Annotated in this window: 14 protein-coding genes and 4 tRNA genes; 9 read left to right on the forward strand and 9 right to left on the reverse strand. The window is 70.2% G+C overall.

The genetic code is table 11. From position 1 onward, the window contains the following. From purL to purM, 4 genes are all read left to right on the forward strand, one after another. The coding region (gene purL / locus G6W55_RS34385) for a phosphoribosylformylglycinamidine synthase subunit PurL (protein ID WP_175524584.1) at positions 1–1,727 on the forward strand (1,727 nt) is incomplete at its 5' end. A 126-nt stretch (positions 1,728–1,853) separates the two neighbouring features. Beyond that, positions 1,854–2,651, forward strand: a complete 798-nt coding sequence (locus G6W55_RS34390) for a maleylpyruvate isomerase family mycothiol-dependent enzyme (protein WP_175524585.1) — start codon at positions 1,854–1,856, stop codon at positions 2,649–2,651. Between the two features lie 221 nt (positions 2,652–2,872). Then, complete coding sequence (purF, locus tag G6W55_RS34395) at positions 2,873–4,399, forward strand: amidophosphoribosyltransferase (RefSeq protein WP_030798026.1); 1,527 nt, start codon at positions 2,873–2,875, stop codon at positions 4,397–4,399. Between the two features lie 34 nt (positions 4,400–4,433). Beyond that, the gene (purM, locus tag G6W55_RS34400) at positions 4,434–5,504 is read left to right on the forward strand and encodes a phosphoribosylformylglycinamidine cyclo-ligase (RefSeq protein WP_175524586.1); all 1,071 of its coding nucleotides are present in this window, start codon (positions 4,434–4,436) and stop codon (positions 5,502–5,504) included. A gap of 99 nt (positions 5,505–5,603) precedes the next feature. Here the strand turns inward: purM and G6W55_RS34405 are convergent, their stop codons facing one another. Beyond that, a complete protein-coding gene (locus G6W55_RS34405) occupies positions 5,604–5,861 on the reverse strand; it encodes a DUF3073 domain-containing protein (protein WP_030798031.1) in 258 nt (85 codons plus the stop codon). Positions 5,862–6,171: 310 nt separating this feature from the next. Continuing rightward, complete coding sequence (locus G6W55_RS34410) at positions 6,172–7,266, reverse strand: Glu/Leu/Phe/Val dehydrogenase (RefSeq protein WP_175524587.1); 1,095 nt, start codon at positions 7,264–7,266, stop codon at positions 6,172–6,174. A 221-nt stretch (positions 7,267–7,487) separates the two neighbouring features. On the opposite strand from G6W55_RS34410, the gene G6W55_RS34415 reads away from it, so the two are divergent. Then, positions 7,488–8,330 carry a hypothetical protein gene (locus G6W55_RS34415; protein WP_175524588.1) on the forward strand — a complete coding sequence of 281 codons (843 nt, stop codon included), beginning with the start codon at positions 7,488–7,490 and terminating at the stop codon, positions 8,328–8,330. A 565-nt stretch (positions 8,331–8,895) separates the two neighbouring features. Continuing rightward, on the forward strand, positions 8,896–9,102 hold the full coding sequence (gene bldC, locus G6W55_RS34420; RefSeq protein WP_003980577.1) for a developmental transcriptional regulator BldC: 207 nt from the start codon (positions 8,896–8,898) through the stop codon (positions 9,100–9,102). 455 nt (positions 9,103–9,557) lie between these two features. Here bldC and G6W55_RS34425 read toward each other — a convergent pair whose 3' ends face one another. The 7 genes from G6W55_RS34425 to G6W55_RS34455 form a co-directional block, all read right to left on the reverse strand. Beyond that, positions 9,558–9,752: a DUF6274 family protein gene (locus tag G6W55_RS34425; RefSeq protein ID WP_175524589.1), complete on the reverse strand. Its 195-nt coding sequence runs from the start codon at positions 9,750–9,752 to the stop codon at positions 9,558–9,560. Positions 9,753–9,879: 127 nt separating this feature from the next. Then, positions 9,880–9,954 (reverse strand) — tRNA-Asp (locus tag G6W55_RS34430). Between the two features lie 94 nt (positions 9,955–10,048). Continuing rightward, on the reverse strand, positions 10,049–13,993 hold the full coding sequence (hrpA, locus tag G6W55_RS34435; RefSeq protein WP_175524590.1) for an ATP-dependent RNA helicase HrpA: 3,945 nt from the start codon (positions 13,991–13,993) through the stop codon (positions 10,049–10,051). 107 nt (positions 13,994–14,100) lie between these two features. Next, a tRNA-Phe gene (locus G6W55_RS34440) sits at positions 14,101–14,174 on the reverse strand. Positions 14,175–14,198: 24 nt separating this feature from the next. After that, positions 14,199–14,273 (reverse strand) — tRNA-Asp (locus G6W55_RS34445). A 49-nt stretch (positions 14,274–14,322) separates the two neighbouring features. Further along, positions 14,323–14,395 (reverse strand) — tRNA-Glu (locus G6W55_RS34450). A 211-nt stretch (positions 14,396–14,606) separates the two neighbouring features. Beyond that, positions 14,607–16,139: a metallophosphoesterase gene (locus tag G6W55_RS34455; RefSeq protein WP_175524591.1), complete on the reverse strand. Its 1,533-nt coding sequence runs from the start codon at positions 16,137–16,139 to the stop codon at positions 14,607–14,609. A gap of 134 nt (positions 16,140–16,273) precedes the next feature. Here G6W55_RS34455 and G6W55_RS34460 point away from each other — a divergent pair, with 134 nt between their 5' ends. The 3 genes from G6W55_RS34460 to G6W55_RS34470 form a co-directional block, all read left to right on the forward strand. Further along, the gene (locus tag G6W55_RS34460; RefSeq protein ID WP_030798051.1) at positions 16,274–16,624 is read left to right on the forward strand and encodes a metallopeptidase family protein; all 351 of its coding nucleotides are present in this window, start codon (positions 16,274–16,276) and stop codon (positions 16,622–16,624) included. Positions 16,625–16,736: 112 nt separating this feature from the next. Next, positions 16,737–17,300 carry a hypothetical protein gene (locus tag G6W55_RS34465; RefSeq protein ID WP_175524593.1) on the forward strand — a complete coding sequence of 188 codons (564 nt, stop codon included), beginning with the start codon at positions 16,737–16,739 and terminating at the stop codon, positions 17,298–17,300. A 234-nt stretch (positions 17,301–17,534) separates the two neighbouring features. Next, positions 17,535–18,033, forward strand: a 499-nt coding sequence (locus G6W55_RS34470) for a DEAD/DEAH box helicase (protein WP_175524594.1), incomplete at its 3' end; no start/stop codon positions are given.

Consider the following 18,033-nt stretch of genomic DNA (forward strand, 5'->3'; position numbering starts at 1 on the left):
GCGGCGAGGTCGTCTTCGACGCCTGCTACCAGGGCAACCCGCTGGTCAACGCCGGTGCCATCGGCGTCATGCGGCACGAGGACATCCACCTCGCGAAGGCGTCCGGCGCGGGCAACAAGGTCATCCTGTACGGCGCCCGCACCGGCGGTGACGGCATCGGCGGCGCGTCGATCCTGGCCTCCGAGACCTTCGACGACGCCAAGCCGTCCAAGCGCCCCGCCGTCCAGGTCGGCGACCCCTTCCAGGAGAAGCTCCTCATCGAGTGCACCCTGGAGGCGTTCGCCGAGAAGCTGGTCGTCGGCATCCAGGACCTCGGCGCGGCGGGCCTGTCCTGCGCGACGTCCGAACTGGCGTCCAACGGCTCCGGCGGCATGCGCGTGACGCTGGACGACGTACCCCTGCGCGACTCGACGCTCTCCCCCGAGGAGATCCTCATGAGCGAGTCGCAGGAACGCATGTGCGCGGTCGTGGAGCCCGAGAAGGTCGAGCGCTTCCTCGCGATCTGCGACAAGTGGGACGTCATCGCCACCGTCATCGGCGAGGTGACCGACGGCGACCGGCTGGAGATCTTCTGGCACGGCGGCAAGATCGTCGACGTCGACCCGCGCACGGTCGCCCACGACGGCCCGGTCTACGAGCGCCCCTACGCCCGCCCGGACTGGCAGGACGCCCTCCAGGCCGACGACGCGGGCAAGCTGCCCCGGCCGGGGACCTCCGACGAGCTGAAGGCCCAGGTCCTGAAGCTGGTCGGCTCCCCGAACCAGGCGTCCAAGAAGTGGATCACGTCCCAGTACGACCACTTCGTGCAGGGCAACACCGTCCTCGCCCAGCCCGAGGACTCCGGCATGATCCGGATCGACGAGGAGACCGGCCTCGGCGTCGCCATCGCGACCGACGGCAACGGCCGGTACGCCAAGCTCGACCCGTACCACGGCGCCCAGTTGGCCCTGGCCGAGGCGTACCGCAACGTCGCCACGACCGGTGCCAGGCCGCTTGCCGTCTCCGACTGCCTGAACTTCGGCTCGCCCGAGGACCCGGCGGTGATGTGGCAGTTCGCGGAGGCCGTGCGCGGTCTGGCGGACGCCTGCCTCCAGCTCGGCACGCCGGTCACCGGCGGCAACGTCTCGCTCTACAACCAGACGGGCGAGGCGGCCATCCACCCGACCCCGGTGGTCGCCGTCCTCGGCGTGATCGACGACGTCGCCCGCCGGACGCCGGTCGCCTTCCAGGAGGAGGGCCAGTTGCTCTACCTCCTCGGCGACACCCGCGAGGAGTTCGGCGGCTCGGCCTGGTCCCAGGTCGTCCACGACCACCTCGGCGGCCTGCCCCCGAAGGTCGACCTGGAGCGCGAGCGCCTGCTGGCCGAGATCCTGATCTCCGCCTCCCGCGACGGCATGATCGACTCCGCTCACGACCTGTCCGACGGCGGTCTGATCCAGGCGGTCGTGGAGTCCGCGCTGCTCGGCGGCAAGGGCGCGCGCCTGGTTGTCCCGGACGGCCTGGACGCGTTCACGTTCCTCTTCTCCGAGTCCGCCGGCCGCGCCGTCGTCGCGGTCCCGCGCTCGGAGGAGGTCCGCTTCAACGACATGTGCGGCGCCCGCGGCCTCCCGCTCACCCGCATCGGCGTGATCGACGGCGACACGATCGACCTCCAGGGCGAGTTCACCCTCCCCCTGGAAACCCTCCGCACCACCCACGAGGCCACGATCCCGTCCCTGCTGGCATAACCCCACACCAGACGAAGCCCGCGCCCGGACATCTGCTCCGGCCGCGGGCTTCGCCGTGCGCGCGGCCATAGGGGCGGGAGTTGGCGCCACCACCCGGAGCCGCCCGCACGGCATAAAGTCGCGCCCATGCCTCCCGCCAAGAAACGCCCCCGCACCTACGACCCCGTCCGCACCCGTGCCGCCGTCCTCGCGCAGCTCGGGAACGTGCGGGCGGGGGTTGCCGGGCTGTCGGGGGAGCAGCTCGCGGGGCCGACGCGGGTCGGGGCGTGGACCGTGCGGGAGGTGGTCGCGCATGTCGGGATGGCCGTGACCGCCGTGCAGCGGGCGCTGGAGTTGCCCGAGCCGTTGCGGGCGGACGCCGTGCTGCTGGACTGGCCGTTCGCCACCGTGGACAGTGCCCCGGCGATCGACGGCTTCACTCGGGACCTGGTCGAGCGGCATCCCGATCTCGGCGCCTATCTCGCCGGTGTCGAGCGGAGCCTGCCCGGGCTGCTCGACGCGTATCCCGGCAGCCGGCTCCTCCAGACCAACGCGGGCGCGCTGTCCCTGGCGGACTACCTGGTGACCCGTACCGTCGAACTCGTCGTCCACACCGACGACCTCAACGCGGCCGTGCCGGGCCTGGACATCCCGTACGACCGGCAGGCCCTCGCCGCCGCCACCCGGCTGCTCGCCGACGCGCTCGCCGTGAAGGCGCCCGGCGGCGCGACGGAGGTGCGGATCCCGCCGTACGCCGTCGTGCAGTGCGTCGAGGGGCCGCGGCACACCCGGGGCACCCCGCCGAACGTCGTCGAGACCGACCCGCTGACCTGGCTGCGGCTCGCCACCGGGCGGGTGAGCTGGGCGGCGGCGCTCGGGGAGGCGAAGGTCAGCGCGAGCGGCGAGCGGGCCGACCTGGGAGCGCTCCTGCCGGTCATGTCCTGAGCGGGACGAGGGCGAATGATGTGCGACACCTCACTCATGAGACCGGAACCCGCCCGCGGGAGGCGGCCAGGGGACGACGGACGATCATCGTCCGAGTCGCGTTCCGGCCATCTGACCTGCGGTAATCAGTCGATCATGGAGTGAGCCGCCGAAAGGTGATCCAGTTACCCGCAGGTATCCCCAATTCGGACCAGTGGTCGATCTCGCCTACACTCGATGGCGTGCCACGTGGTGACGGTCGACTCAGTCATGATCTGCTCCCCGGCGAGAAAGGTCCTCAGGACGCCTGCGGCGTCTTCGGGGTCTGGGCTCCCGGTGAAGAGGTCGCCAAGCTCACTTACTTCGGGCTCTACGCCCTCCAGCATCGGGGTCAGGAATCCGCGGGAATCGCGGTCAGCAACGGCTCCCAGATCCTCGTCTTCAAGGACATGGGCCTCGTGTCCCAGGTCTTCGACGAGACCTCGCTCGGTTCGCTCCAGGGTCATATCGCGGTCGGACACGCCCGCTACTCGACCACCGGCGCCTCCGTGTGGGAGAACGCCCAGCCGACGTTCCGCGCCACCGCGCACGGCTCGATCGCGCTCGGCCACAACGGCAACCTCGTCAACACCGCCCAGCTCGCCGAGATGGTCGCCGACCTGCCCAAGCAGGAAGGCCGCACCCCGCGCGTCGCGGCGACCAACGACACCGACCTGCTCACCGCGCTCCTCGCGGCCCAGGTCGACGCCGACGGCAAGCCGCTGACCATCGAGGAGGCCGCCCACTCGGTCCTCCCGCAGGTCCGGGGCGCCTTCTCCCTCGTCTTCATGGACGAGCACACCCTGTACGCCGCCCGGGACCCCCAGGGCATCCGCCCGCTGGTCCTCGGCCGGCTGGAGCGCGGCTGGGTCGTCGCCTCCGAGTCCGCCGCCCTGGACATCTGCGGCGCCGCGTACGTCCGGGAGATCGAGCCGGGCGAATTCATCGCGATCGACGAGAACGGCCTGCGCACCTCCCGATTCGCGGACGCGAAGCCCAAGGGCTGTGTCTTCGAGTACGTGTACCTGGCCCGCCCCGACACCGACATCGCCGGCCGGAACGTCTACCTCTCCCGCGTGGAGATGGGCCGCAGGCTGGCCGCCGAGGCCCCCGTCGAGGCCGACCTGGTGATAGCGACGCCGGAGTCCGGCACCCCGGCCGCCATCGGGTACGCGGAGGCGAGCGGCATCCCCTTCGGCGCCGGCCTCGTCAAGAACGCCTATGTGGGCCGGACCTTCATCCAGCCCTCGCAGACGATCCGCCAGCTCGGCATCCGGCTGAAGCTGAACCCCCTCAAGGAAGTCATCAAGGGCAAGCGCCTGGTCGTCGTCGACGACTCGATCGTGCGCGGCAACACCCAGCGGGCCCTGGTCCGGATGCTCCGTGAGGCCGGCGCGGCCGAGGTCCACATCCGGATCTCCTCGCCGCCCGTGAAGTGGCCCTGCTTCTTCGGCATCGACTTCGCCACCCGCGCCGAGCTGATCGCCAACGGCATGACCATCGAGGAGATCGGCACCTCGCTGGGCGCCGACTCCCTGTCGTACATCTCCATCGACGGCATGATCGAGGCGACCACCATCGCCAAGCCGAACCTCTGCCGCGCCTGCTTCGACGGCGAGTACCCGATGGAGCTCCCGGACCCGGAACTGCTCGGCAAGCAGCTCCTGGAGACCGAGCTGGCGGCCGGTCCGGCCGCCACGGCCGCGGCCGACGCGATCCGTCGTCCGTAAGCCTCGTAGAAACCAACCCGAAAGATCCCAGGCAATGTCTGAGACCAGCCCCACCGGTGCTTCCTACGCGGCTGCCGGCGTCGACATCGAGGCGGGCGACCGCGCCGTCGAGCTGATGAAGGAGTGGGTGAAGAAGACGCAGCGCCCCGAGGTCCTCGGCGGCCTCGGCGGTTTCGCCGGCCTCTTCGACGCCTCCGCCCTCAAGAACTACGAGCGGCCCCTGCTGGCCTCCGCCACGGACGGCGTCGGCACCAAGGTCGACATCGCCCGCCAGTTGGGCGTCTACGACACCATCGGCCACGACCTCGTCGCCATGGTGATGGACGACATCGTGGTGTGCGGTGCCGAGCCGCTGTTCATGACCGACTACATCTGCGTCGGCAAGGTCCACCCCGAGCGGGTCGCCGCCATCGTCAAGGGCATCGCCGAAGGCTGTGTGCTGGCCGGCTGCGCCCTGGTCGGCGGTGAGACGGCCGAACACCCCGGCCTGCTGGGCGAGGACGACTTCGACGTCGCCGGCGCCGGTACGGGCGTCGTGGAGGCCGACCGGCTGCTCGGCGCGGACCGTATCCGCACGGGTGACACCGTGATCGCCATGGCGGCCTCCGGCCTTCACTCGAACGGGTACTCGCTCGTCCGGCACGTGCTGCTGAACCAGGCCGGTCTCTCGCTGGACGCGCGGATCGACGACCTGGGCCGCACCCTCGGCGAGGAGCTGCTGGAGCCCACCAAGATCTACTCGCTGGACTGCCTGGCCCTGACCCGTACGACCGATGTGCACGCCTTCTCGCACATCACCGGCGGCGGACTCGCGGCCAATCTGGCCCGGGTCGTCCCGGACGCGCTGCACGCCGTCGTGGACCGCTCCACCTGGACCCCCGCCCCGATCTTCGACCTCGTCGGCAGGACGGGCGACGTCGAGCGGCTGGAGCTGGAGAAGACCCTGAACATGGGCGTCGGCATGATGGCGATCGTGCCCCAGGAGTCGACGGACGTGGCCCTGGCCACCCTCGCCGACCGAGGCGTCGATGCCTGGGTCGCCGGTGAGATCACCGAGCGCGGCGAGCACACCACCGGCGCGGAGCTGGTGGGGGACTACGCCTGAGACCGTGCGGCGGGCAGCCGTACGGACCGTGACCGTGTGGACAGCACAAGACCCGGTCGGTGACCGAAGTCACCGACCGGGTGAGTGCGCAGAACAAGGTCAAGCGCCGCGACGGTGTTGTTGCGAGGAGTCCTCGTCGTCGTCCTCGTCGTCGGCCCCGTACAGCTCGGCGTACCGTGCGTACGGGTCGTCGTCTTGCTCATCGTCATCGTCCTCGAACGGTTCACCATTCGGCGGAATGTTCGATGGCGATGCGCCCAGCTCTTCGGCCAGGCGTGAGAGATCCGTCCCGCCGCTGTTGTACTTCAGCTGGCGGGCGACCTTCGCTTGCTTGGCCTTGGCCCGGCCGCGCCCCATGGCTCGACCCCCTCAACGACGGGGCTCGACGGCCCCAGGTTGACACGCGTTCATGATCCAGGACGGTCTCTCCTCGGAGAGCCCGTCGTAGGGCTCCCACGGTACCTGAGCCCACGCCCGTACGGTACGTCGCCCGTAGCACGCGCGTGTGCGCAGGACCTTTGAGGCGCCCCGTCCTCGCTGGTCAGTGGCGATTTTAACCACTTATCGGCGGACGACCCGCCGGGAAGAGTGAGAGTTCTCTCCAACTTTCCTCCCGGCGGTACCGCCGAAACCCTCGGGGCGCCCCCGCGGAGGCCGTCCCGGAACGTCAGCGTCCGCGCGCCTGCGCCGCCTCGTGCATCCGCTGCTCGGCGATCCGGTCGGCCGCGGCGGCCGGCGGAATCCCGTCTTCCTTCGCACGTGCGAAGATTGCGAGCGTGGTGTCGAAGATCTTCGACGCCTTCGCCCTGCACCGCTCGAAGTCGAAGCCGTGCAGCTCGTCCGCGACCTGGATGACCCCGCCCGCGTTCACCACGTAGTCCGGCGCGTAGAGGATCCCGCGGTCCGCGAGGTCCTTCTCCACCCCCGGATGGGCGAGCTGGTTGTTGGCCGCGCCGCAGACCACCCGGGCGGTCAGCACCGGCACCGAGGTGTCGTTGAGCGCGCCGCCCAGCGCGCAGGGGGCGTAGATGTCGAGCCCCTCGACCCGGATCAGCGCCTCGGTGTCGGCGACCGCCGTGACCCCTTCCGGGTGCCGGTCCAGGATCCGGCCGACGGCGTCCTCGCGGACATCGGTGACGAACACCCGGGCGCCCTCGTTCCGCAGGTGTTCCACCAGGTGGTGGCCGACCTTGCCGACGCCGGCGACACCGACACGGCGGTCCCGCAGCGACGGGTCGCCCCACAGATGCTGGGCGGAGGCCCGCATGCCCTGGTAGACGCCGAAGGCGGTCAGCACCGAGGAGTCGCCGGCGCCGCCGTTCTCCGGGGAGCGCCCGGTGGTCCAGCGGCACTCGCGCGCGACCACGTCCATGTCGGCCACATAGGTGCCGACGTCGCAGGCGGTCACGTACCGCCCGCCGAGCGAGGCGACGAACCGGCCGTACGCCAGCAGCAGCTCCTCGGTCTTGATCACCTCGGGGTCTCCGATGATCACGGCCTTGCCGCCGCCGTGGTCGAGCCCGGCCATGGCGTTCTTGTACGACATCCCGCGCGCGAGGTTGAGCGCGTCGGCGACGGCCTCCGCCTCGTTCGCGTACGGGTAGAAGCGGGTACCGCCGAGCGCGGGGCCGAGGGCGGTGGAGTGGAGTGCGATGACGGCCTTCAGACCGCTGGCACGGTCCTGGCAGAGCACGACCTGCTCATGACCCCCCTGATCCGAGTGGAAGAGGGTGTGCAGGACGCCGTTGGATACGTCGGTCACGGTGGTGACTCCTGGGTAACTCGCGGCGATCGGGACGAGGGCTCCCGTACGGGTGGCGGGGCCTGTGGGACGAGGGTAGGGCCTGCGCGCCCCACCGGCGCCGCAGTGGTCGGGATCACCTCCGCACGGGGTACCGGCGTGCGACGATGCGAAGGGTTCCGCCGTGTCCGCGGGCGCGGCCCCGCAGGTTTCCCGGCCGTCCCGGAGGGGAGGGAGCAGGCGTGCCCAAGGTGTCCTCGGTGATCGTCCCGTACGCGTCCTATCTGCGGGTGTACGAGCCGCTGGCCGCCTTCCCCGAGCCCGAGCGCACCCACTGGGCGCGCTACGCCCGCCGCCCCGAGCACCCCTCCTACCAGGACGAGCTGCGCCGCTCGCTGGCCGATCTGCTGCCCACCCCGCCGGTCCCGGTGCCGGTGCACGAGAGCGCCGACGCGTTCGTGCTCGACGTGGACGGCGTGCTGTGCGTGTGCCCCTGGCGGACCCGGCTGCGCGGCTGGCGGGCGCTGGCCGAACTGGGCGAGGAACTGCCCCGCCCGGTCCTGGAGGCGGTGCTCCCCGAGGTGGTGCGCCGGCAGGCCGCCCAGGACTACGAGCGCTGGCTGGAACGCAACCCCGACGCCCGGCCCTGGATCCGCACGGCCACCTGGCAGGTGCCGCTGAGCTGGTTCGTCCTGGTGGCCGACGAGGAGCGGACCTACGAGAAGGGCACCGCGGAGGTGGCGCCCGTGCTGCGCTACCGCACCCCGATGGTGCAGGCGCGGCGCCGGGTGGCCCGGGGGCTGCGGGCGCTCAAGGACGCGATGGACGAGGGTCCGCTGATCGACGGGCTGCTGGACGTGGGGCGCTGGCTGGAGGAGTTCCATCCGCGGTCGCTGGTGGAACTGGACTACGGCGGTCTGGTCCACGCGGTGCCGGCCGGCGACCTGGAGGACGACCGGTCGGCACGGGACGTGGCCGACGGGATCGCCGCCCTGCGCGGCGGGGACGGCGAGGCGGCGGGGGCGGCGTACGCGCGGCTCGCGGAGCGCTGGCGGTCGGTGCGGGAGCGGCGTTCGGCCAACTGAGGGCCGACGGCTGACGATGTGACAGACGCGACAACGTTTCCCAGGAGTGACCTGCGTCACGGACGAAATGGTTCGAACAGCGTACGGTCAACGCCACTTCACGGAACTGACGGGACGTAGGTCCCGATCCGGGCTTATGGCGCAAGGGTGATGGACCGCACGTACACGGCCCTTGCGTCGCTTGCCCCTCCTCGTGCCAAAATAGGACAAGGAGTCCGGGGAGGGCTCCGTCCGCCTACTTATGCTCCATCGTGGGGGGAATCTCGGCATTGCACTGTTTTAGGGGGTCTTGTGACTCCTGCACGCCACTGTGACTGATCGTCACAGTGGCGTGACTGTCCGCTATGGCATGGTCCATCGGCTTCCGTCGCCGATGAACACCTGGGGGGCAATTCCATCGGTTTGGCCGACGCGGCTGGACAGATGGTGTAGTTGTAGTGCCGAGGACAAGCCGTTCGTCCTATAACCGACTCGACTCGCGTCCGCCATTTCGGGCAACGCGGGTCAAGGTGCAGAATTTAGAGGAAAGAACCGAGAAGGTTCGGTTCTCCCGAGGAGGCCGCTCATGACCGCTCGCACCCCTGATGCTGAGCCGCTGCTGACCCCGGCTGAGGTCGCCACCATGTTCCGTGTGGACCCGAAGACGGTCACACGGTGGGCGAAGGCCGGCAAGCTCACGTCGATCCGCACGCTCGGCGGACACCGCCGATACCGCGAGGCTGAGGTCCGCGCGCTGCTGGCGGGCATTCCGCAGCAGCGCAGCGAGTCCTGAACAACTGAATAACCGGGCGAATCGTCAGGTCCCCCAACCTGCCGGGCCGTCCGGACCCTGGCCACGAGCGACGCGGGTCTGCCCCAACAGGCCCGTCGCCCACAGGGAGCGTCTTCGATCGCGCTGGACTCCGCCGGGTCCAGCGCGATCTTTTTTGTGCGTCCGGGGCATCCCGAGGGGGCGTATCAGGTGGCTCTGTGAGCGGGCTTGTCGGAGTCTGGGGAGGCTCTGGGAGGGTTCCGGGAGGCATCCTCCAGAGTAGTGCAATTGCACATATTAAATTGACCTGTTGTAGGAGACCGGTAAGAACACCCGGTTCCAAAACTTATGCGGTGACTCCCGTCACATGCCAGTGGCCTTGTCGCCCGCCGCCCGGGTGCGCTAATGGAAGCGCTTGCCGGTCGGCCCCTCCCCATCGCCCCATCCCCGTACGGCCGTTGACGCCCTCAGGGGCCTCACGCGGGCGAGGGGCTCTCGTCCTCGGCGGCGGCCTCCTCGGGCGCTTGTGTGCCCCGTGGGGCGCCGTCCATCGCCAGCCGCTGCAAGCGGTGGCAGATCGCACAGTGGCGGGTCAGATGCCGGTAGGACGACGCGGCCGACAGATGCGCGCGGAGCAGGGCCCGCGTCTCGTGCCCAGCCGATGCCGCCATACGCCACCTCCCGTGGGCCGCGCGGGGAACGGGCCCTGAGTTCTGGGGTACCGAGGGAAAGTGACGGCGTCAAGGGCGCACGAAGAAGGCCCGCGTCCCTTGCGGGATGCGGGCCTTCTTCTCACTGCGGTCCTGACGGGATTTGAACCCGCGGCCTCCACCTTGACAGGGTGGCGAGCACTCCAAACTGCTCCACAGGACCAGGTTTTGCGGCACTTCGTCTTGCGTTGTGCTGCGAGAAGGACTGTACAGGAGGGTGGGCTCCCTGGTCGAACTCACCCTCCGTACGGGCTCCGTCACGGAGCCGCGGCGTCGATCGCCTTCACGATCCGCTTGTCCGAGACCGGGTACGCCGTGCCCAGCGCGTGGGCGAAGTAGCTCACCCGCAGCTCCTCGATCATCCAGCGGATGTCCAGCACCTGCTGCGGCACCGGCATGCCCTGGGGAAGCTGCTCCAGGAGCCAGGCGTACTCGTCCTGCATCTCATGGACCTTCTCCATGCGGGCGGTGTCCCGCTGCGCGCCGGTCGCCATCTGCTGGAGCCGGCGGTCGGCGGCCACCAGATAGCGCATCAGGTCCGGCAGCCGCCGCAGCCCCGCCCAGGTCACGAAACCGGGCTTCACCAGGGCGTCGAGCTGCTTGCGCACGTCCGTGAGGTTCGCGAGCAGCACGGGGCTGCGGACGCCCTTCAGACGCCGCTCGCACGCCTGCCAGGCCGCGAGGACCTGCTGCACCTGCCCGACCGTGCGCACCGTGGTGTCGACGATCTCCGCGCGGACCTTGTCGTACAGCTTCCGGTACGACTCCTCGTCCCAGGCGGGACCGCCGAACTCCGCGATCAGCCGGTCCGCCGCCGCCATCGCGCAGTCGTCGAACAGGGCCTGTATCGACCCGTGCGGATTGGCCGACAGGGCGAGCTTCTGGGCGTTGGTGAGCTTCTCCGACGCGAACTTGGCCGGATTCACCGGGATGTTGCGCAGGATCAGCCGGCGCGTGCCCTTCCACATCGCCTCGGCCTGCTCCGCCTCCGTGTCGAAGAGCCGTACGGAGACCGTGTCGCCGTCGTCGACCAGCGCCGGGTACGCCTTCACGGGCTGGCCGGCCCGGCGGGTCTCGAAGACCCGGGTGAGCGAGCCGATCGTCCAGTCGGTCAGACCGGAGCGCTCCAGGGACTCCCCGCCCGAGCGCTCGGCGGTCGCCGCGGCCGCCTGCGAGATGGCCTGGCGTGCCTTCGGCCGCAGCCGCAGCCTGAGGGCCTCCAGATCCTTGTCCTCGGCCAGCTTGCGGCGCCGTTCGTCGACGATCCGGAAGGTGATCTTCAGATGGTCGGGGACCCTCGACCAGTCGAAGTCCGCCGCCTCGAAGGGCACGCCGACCATGCGCTTCAGCTCCCGCGCCATGGCGGTGGTCAGCGGCTCCTGGAGCGGCACCGCCTGATTCAGGAAGCGCTGGGCGAAGTTCGGCGCCGGCACGTAGTTGCGGCGGATCGGCTTGGGCAGCGAACGGATCAGCTCGGTGACGACCTCCTGGCGCAGGCCCGGGATCTGCCACTCGAAGCCGTCGTCCGTGACCTGGTTGAGCACCTGGAGCGGGATGTGGACCGTGACACCGTCGGCGTCCGCCCCCGGCTCGAACTGGTACGTCACCCGGAACTTCAGCGGCCCCTGCCGCCAGGAGTCGGGATAGTCGGCCTTGGTGACCGCCCCCGCCGACTCCCGGATGAGCATCTCCCGCTCGAAGTCCAGGAAGTCGGGCTGCTCATGCCGCTTGTGCTTCCACCAGGAGTCGAAGTGGGCGCCGGAGACGACGTGTTCGGGCACCCGCTGGTCGTAGAAGTCGAACAGCGTCTCGTCGTCCACCACGATGTCCCGGCGCCGGGCGCGGTGTTCCAGCTCCTCGACCTCGCTGAGCAGCCTGCGGTTGTCGCTGAAGAACTTGTGGTGGGTACGCCAGTCGCCCTCGACCAGGGCGTTGCGAATGAAAAGCTCACGGCTGACCTCGGCGTCGATCCGGCCGTAGTTGACCTTCCGCTGGGCGATGATCGGCACGCCGTACAGCGTGACCTTCTCGTACGCCATCACGGCCGCCTGGTCCTTCTCCCAGTGCGGTTCGCTGTACGTCCGCTTCAGCAGATGTCCGGCCAGCGGCTCGACCCACTCCGGCTCGATCTTCGCGTTGACCCGCGCCCAGAGCCGGGAGGTCTCCACCAGCTCGGCGGACATCACGAAGCGCGGTGCCTTCTTGAACAGCGCCGAGCCGGGGAAGATCGCGAACTTGGCGCTGCGGGCGCCCAGATACTCGTTCTTCGCGCCGTCCTTCACGTCCTTCATGCCGATGTGCGACAGCAGACCGGCGAGGAGCGAGAGATGGACGCGGTCGCCGGGGGCGTCCTCCTCGTTGAGATGGATGCCCATCTGCTTGGCGACCGTGCGGAGCTGGGTGTAGATGTCCTGCCACTCACGGATGCGCAGGAAGTTGAGGTACTCCTGCTTGCACATCCGGCGGAAGGACGACGAACCGCGCTCGCGCTGCTGCTCGCGGACGTACCGCCACAGGTTGAGATAGGCGAGGAAGTCGCTGGTCTCGTCCTTGAAGCGGGCGTGCTGCTGGTCGGCCTGGGCCTGCTTGTCGGCGGGGCGCTCGCGCGGGTCCTGGATGGACAGCGCGGCGGCTATGACCATGACCTCGCGGACACAGCCGTTCTTGTCGGCCTCCAGCACCATCCGGGCCAGCCGCGGGTCGACCGGGAGCTGGGCCAGTTTGCGGCCGGTGTCGGTGAGCCGCTTGCGCGGGTCCTTCTGCTCCGCGTCGAGCGCGTTCAGCTCCTGGAGCAACTGGACGCCGTCACGGATGTTGCGGTGGTCCGGCGGGTCGATGAAGGGGAACTTCTCGATGTCACCGAGGCCGGCCGCGGTCATCTGGAGGATGACGGAGGCCAGGTTGGTCCGCAGGATCTCGGCGTCCGTGAACTCCGGCCGGGCGACGAAGTCGTCCTCGCTGTAGAGCCGGATGCAGACGCCGTCACTCGTACGGCCGCAGCGGCCCTTGCGCTGATTCGCGCTGGCCTGGCTGACCGGCTCGATCGGCAGCCGCTGCACCTTGGTCCGGTGGCTGTAGCGGCTGATCCGGGCGAAGCCGGGGTCGATGACGTACTTGATCCCGGGCACGGTGAGGGAGGTCTCGGCCACGTTCGTCGCCAGAACGATCCTGCGGCCGGTGTGCCGCTGGAACACCCGGTGCTGCTCGGCGTGCGAGAGGCGCGCGTAGAGCGGCAGCACCTCGGTGAAGCGATACTGCTTCTTCTCCAGCGCGTCGGCCGTGTCACGGATCTCCCGCTCCCCGGAGAGGAAGACGAGGATGTCGCCCGGCCCCTCCGCCTGGAGCTCCTCGACGGCGTCGCAGATGGCGGTGATCTGATCGCGGTCCGCGTCCTCGGAATCCTCTTCGAGCAGCGGCCGGTAACGCACCTCCACCGGGTAGGTCCGCCCGCTGACCTCGATGATCGGGGCGTCCCCGAAGTGCCGCGAGAACCGCTCCGGGTCGATGGTCGCGGAGGTGATGACGACCTTGAGGTCGGGCCGCCGCGGCAGGAGCTGGGCCAGATAGCCCAGCAGGAAGTCGATGTTCAGGGACCGCTCGTGCGCCTCGTCGATGATGATCGTGTCGTAGGCGCGCAGCTCGCGGTCGGTCTGGATCTCGGCCAGCAGGATGCCGTCCGTCATCAGCTTCACGAAGGTGGCGTCCGGGTTCACCTGGTCGGTGAACCGCACCTTCCAGCCGACGGCCTCGCCCAGCGGAGTCCGCAGCTCCTCGGCGACCCGCTCGGCGACCGTACGGGCGGCGATCCGGCGGGGCTGGGTGTGGCCGATCATGCCGCGCACACCACGGCCGAGTTCCAGACAGATCTTGGGGATCTGGGTGGTCTTACCGGAACCGGTCTCACCTGCGACGATGACGACCTGGTGATCGCGGATGGCGGCCGCGATGTCGTCCTTCTTCTGGCTGACCGGAAGCTGCTCGGGGTAGGTGACGGCCGGGACGCGGCCGCGCCGCAGCGCCATCCGTTCCTCGACCCGGGTGATCTCCGCCTCGATCTCGGCGAGGACGGCGGCACGGGCCTCCGGCTTGCGGATCTTGCGCGCGCCTTCGAGCCTGCGCCCGAGCCGGTGCGCATCACGCAGGGACAGCTCGGCCAGACGGGGGGCGAGGGCGCCCACGGCGGGGGCGGGGTGCGTAGACATACGCGATCCAGGATCTCATCCCCGGCAAAAACGTGGCTAACGCTTTTGGGGCCGGGAGGCACAGGGGATACACAAAGGCCCCGATCCGGAGATCGGGGCCTGGAGTGTGGCTGGGGCCGGGGTCGAACCGGCGACCTATCGCTTTTCAGGCGATCGCTCGTACCAACTGAGCTACCCAGCCAAGAGGTTTCACGTGAAACCTCAGCGGTCCTGACGGGATTTGAACCCGCGGCCTCCACCTTGACAGGGTGGCGAGCACTCCAAACTGCTCCACAGGACCAAGCTGTTGTGTGCGAACCAGCGACGCAAGTGTCGCACACCGTACTGCGTGCCCCCAACGGGATTCGAACCCGTGCTACCGCCTTGAAAGGGCGGCGTCCTAGGCCGCTAGACGATGAGGGCGAACAGCCATACCGCTCTGCTTCGTCTTCGCGTTCCCGAACAGCATAAGGGGACGTGAGAAGCATGTGACTCCGCTTCCCCCCGAAGGGTTCCGCTTCCCCCTCACTTCGAAAGAAGATCGGGACGGTCAAGCCCTGACCGGCGCCCTTGGGCACGAACAGACTGTACTACGCGGCCTGGATGCGGACCAAACCAGATACCGGAGAGCGGTTCAGGGTCGGTTCTCCTTGGGCAGATGGCGGCTGACCTCGGCCGTCGTCAGGCCCAGACCGCCCAGTTCGATCTCGTCCCACGCCTGGAGGCGGCGGGTGTCGCGGTCGAAGTAGAGGATCGACGCCTGGATCGGATCGGGGTACTCGCCCTCGACGGCGCGCAGTCCGCTGCCGCCGGTGGAGCCCTCCACACGGAGCCGGGTGCCCTTCTCCATGACCTCCATCTCCTCGTGGTGGAGGTGTCCGGCCAGGACGAGCGGGACGGCGCCGTCCGTGCGGCGGGCGGCGGACGGCTCGTGCACGACGGCCACGTCCACGGGGGTGCCGGCCGCCTGCTGGGCGAGCAGGGCCGCCGTCAGCCGGTCGCCCGCCTCCTCCTGGCTCGCGCCGGCGCCCGGCACCGTGGAGCGGTCGGGGGTGAACTGGGGGTCGCCGATGCCCGCGAAGCGCAGTCCGGCGAGGGTCACGGCCCGGCCGTCGTCCAGGACGTGCACGTTGTCGATGCCCTCCAGATAGCGCTGGGTGACGCGCGAGTCGTGGTTGCCGCGGACCCAGACGTAGGGCGCGCCCAGGTCGGCGATGGGGTCGAGGAAGCCGTTCTCGGCGGCCGAGCCGTGGTCCATGGTGTCGCCGGAGTCGACGATCACATTGACCTTGTACTGCTCGACCAGCGAGGCGATGATCTTCCAGCTCGCGGGGTTGAGATGGATGTCCGAGACATGCAGGACCCGCACGGTGGTGGGGTCGGGCTGGAAGGCGGGCAGCGTGGACGTGACGTCGTAGAGCTTGGTCACGTTCGTCACGAGGCGGGCGAGTTCCTGCTGGTAGACGTCGAACTCGGTGACGATGCTGCGGGCGTTGCCGACCAGGGACGGGGCCGAGGAGAGCAGTCCGGAGAAGCGGGGTTCCAGGACCGACTTGGGGTTCCAGGTGGCATAGGCGGTGGCGCCCGAGGCGGCGAGCAGGGCGAGGGCGAGGCCGCCGGCGGCGAGGGCGCGGCGGGGGCGGCGGTAGACGGCGAGCCCGAGGGCGGTGGCGCCGACGACCACGGCGACGGCGGAGCGCAGGGCGAGGTCCATGGTGCCGTGCGCGACGTCGTCGGCTACCTCGTCCTCCAGGCCCGAGAGGCGTTCGGGGTGGTCGACGAGGGCCTGGGAGCGGGCCGGGTCGAGCTGGTCGACGTTGACGTCGAGGCGGACCGGGGCGGTGTGGCTGTCGAGGTGGAGCGCGCCCAGCGGGGAGATGTTGATCTTCGTGCCGCCGGTGAGGGAGGGGCGCAGGGTCATGGTCGTGTTCATCGGCCCGACCGGGGTGCGGACGTTCCCCACGATCAGCAGGCCCAGCCAGGCGCCGACCAGGACCACCGCGGTCAGCCCGAGGGCGCGGACCCAGGGGTGGGGTCCCGCGGCGAGTTCGGGGGTGGCCGGACGGCGCCTGCGGGGGCGGGGGAGGAACCCGAGGCGCTTGGTTTTCCGGGGAGCGGTGGGGCGGGGGCGGCTGGTGGGGCTGGTTCGGGCACGGGCGCGGGCCATTGGTGCCGTATGCCCGGGTGTGGGAGCGGATATGCAGGGGCGCTTGACGAGGGGACGGGCCAGTGGGCGTCGAGGGGACGGGCCGGTGGGCGTTCGGGGCCTCGTACGGCGGGGGTGTACCGGACAATGGGGCTGTGCTGGAGATGACGCGCGAGGAGTTCGAGGAACTGGTCGCCGAGGCGCTGGACCGGATCCCGCCGGAGTTGACGCGGCTGATGGACAACGTCGCGGTGTTCGTCGAGGACGAGCCCCCGGCGGACGATCCCGAGCTGCTCGGGCTGTATGAGGGGACCCCGCTGACGGACCGCGGTGAGTGGTACGCCGGGGTGCTGCCGGACCGGATCACGATCTACCGGGGGCCGACGCTGCGGATGTGCGAGACGCGTGAGGAGGTCGTGGCCGAGACCGAGGTGACGGTGGTGCACGAGATCGCGCACCACTTCGGGATCGACGACGCGCGGCTGCACGCGCTGGGGTACGGCTGAGCCGTTCGGCGGCGGGCCCGGCTGCCCGGGTGGGGGCGCGTGTCCTCTTGCGGGCGCCGGGAGTTGAGAGAGCGAACCCTCTCGATCCCCCGTCCCCGCCCCGGAGGTGCGCGTGCGCCCCAAGTACGTACCCGTTCGCCTGGCCGCCACCGTCCTGGCCGTCGCCGCGGCCGCCGGCTGCATGAGCGTCGGGGACGGCGAGGACGGCCGGGCCAAGCCCTCCCACTCGGCCGGTGAGCGGGGTGGCGAAGCTCACGACGGCGGCCCCGCGGGGGTCGGCGGCGGCTACATGGGCGCGGCGGGCGGTGACGGCAAGCACGGGCACGGCTCGGGCCGGGGCCGGCCGGGCGCGTCGGCGTCCGGGTCCGGGGAGCCGTCGGAGGGGGCGAGCGAGTCCGCCTCGGCGGGGTCGGGGAAGCCGGGGAAGCCGGGGAAGCCGGGAAGTTCGGAGCAGCCCGGGGTGCCGACGCCGACGAAGGCGCAGCCGCCCGAGCCCACCCGCTCCCCCGACCCGGAGCCGCCCGCGGCCTCGCCGGAACCGCCCGCGCCGTCCCCCGAGCCGACGGTCGCCGAACCGTCGTCCTCCGCACACGAGTCCGGTGGCGGGAGCGGCGGCGGGTCGGCCCCGCAACTGGCCGAGCGGGAGCCGGCGCCCGAGGCCGGAGTGCCCGCCTAGCCGGCCCCGGCGGGTGCACCTCGCTGAGCTGGGACGATGGGCTCGGTTTGCCTTGAGGGGGGCAGGGTGCGTATGGTGGTAGATCGTTTGATCCCATTTGCCCGGCGCCACCGCAGAGCGCGCCGTGTGGCGCGTACTCTCCCTTGCCGTGGCTGACCGCATTGAGGCGGTCGTAATGCGAACACGGAGTTGACGGGCGCGTGCCGACGAGACTCCGGAAGGTTTCGCTTACGCATGTCCATTTCCAGTTCTGATCACGCCGTCCTGCCCGAGAACACCGACGTCGAGATCACCGAAGCGGTCTCCGAAGAGATCGCTCAGGCCGTCGAGAGCGCCGAGACCGTCGAGGTCGTCGCCGCCGACGAGGCCGACACCGCCGACACGCTCACCTTCGCCGACCTCGGGCTCCCCGAGGGCGTCGTGCGCAAGCTCGCGCAGAACGGCGTGACCAGCCCCTTCCCGATCCAGGCCGCGACCATCCCGGACGCCCTGGCCGGCAAGGACATCCTCGGCCGCGGCCGCACCGGCTCCGGCAAGACCCTCTCCTTCGGTCTGCCCACCCTGGCCACGCTGGCCGGCGGGCGCACCGAGAAGAAGCGCCCCCGCGCCGTCATCCTCACCCCCACCCGTGAGCTGGCCATGCAGGTGGCGGACGCCCTCCAGCCCTACGGCGACGTCCTCGGCCTGAAGATGAAGGTCGTCTGCGGCGGTACGTCGATGGGCAACCAGATCT

Origin of the sequence: Streptomyces sp. CAI-85 (assembly GCF_013363615.1) — a bacterium.
GTDB classification, from domain to species: domain Bacteria; phylum Actinomycetota; class Actinomycetes; order Streptomycetales; family Streptomycetaceae; genus Streptomyces; species Streptomyces antibioticus_B.

Coding starts and splice junctions, on each gene's coding strand:
- bldC (WP_003980577.1), top strand. CDS start 8,896: ATGACCGCTCGCACCCCTGATGCTGAGCCGCTGCTGACCCCGGCTGAG.
- G6W55_RS34405 (WP_030798031.1), bottom strand. CDS start 5,861: ATGGGGCGCGGCCGGGCCAAGGCCAAGCAAGCGAAGGTCGCCCGCCAG.
- G6W55_RS34455 (WP_175524591.1), bottom strand. CDS start 16,139: ATGGCCCGCGCCCGTGCCCGAACCAGCCCCACCAGCCGCCCCCGCCCC.
- purM (WP_175524586.1), top strand. CDS start 4,434: ATGTCTGAGACCAGCCCCACCGGTGCTTCCTACGCGGCTGCCGGCGTC.
- hrpA (WP_175524590.1), bottom strand. CDS start 13,993: ATGTCTACGCACCCCGCCCCCGCCGTGGGCGCCCTCGCCCCCCGTCTG.
- G6W55_RS34425 (WP_175524589.1), bottom strand. CDS start 9,752: ATGGCGGCATCGGCTGGGCACGAGACGCGGGCCCTGCTCCGCGCGCAT.
- G6W55_RS34390 (WP_175524585.1), top strand. CDS start 1,854: ATGCCTCCCGCCAAGAAACGCCCCCGCACCTACGACCCCGTCCGCACC.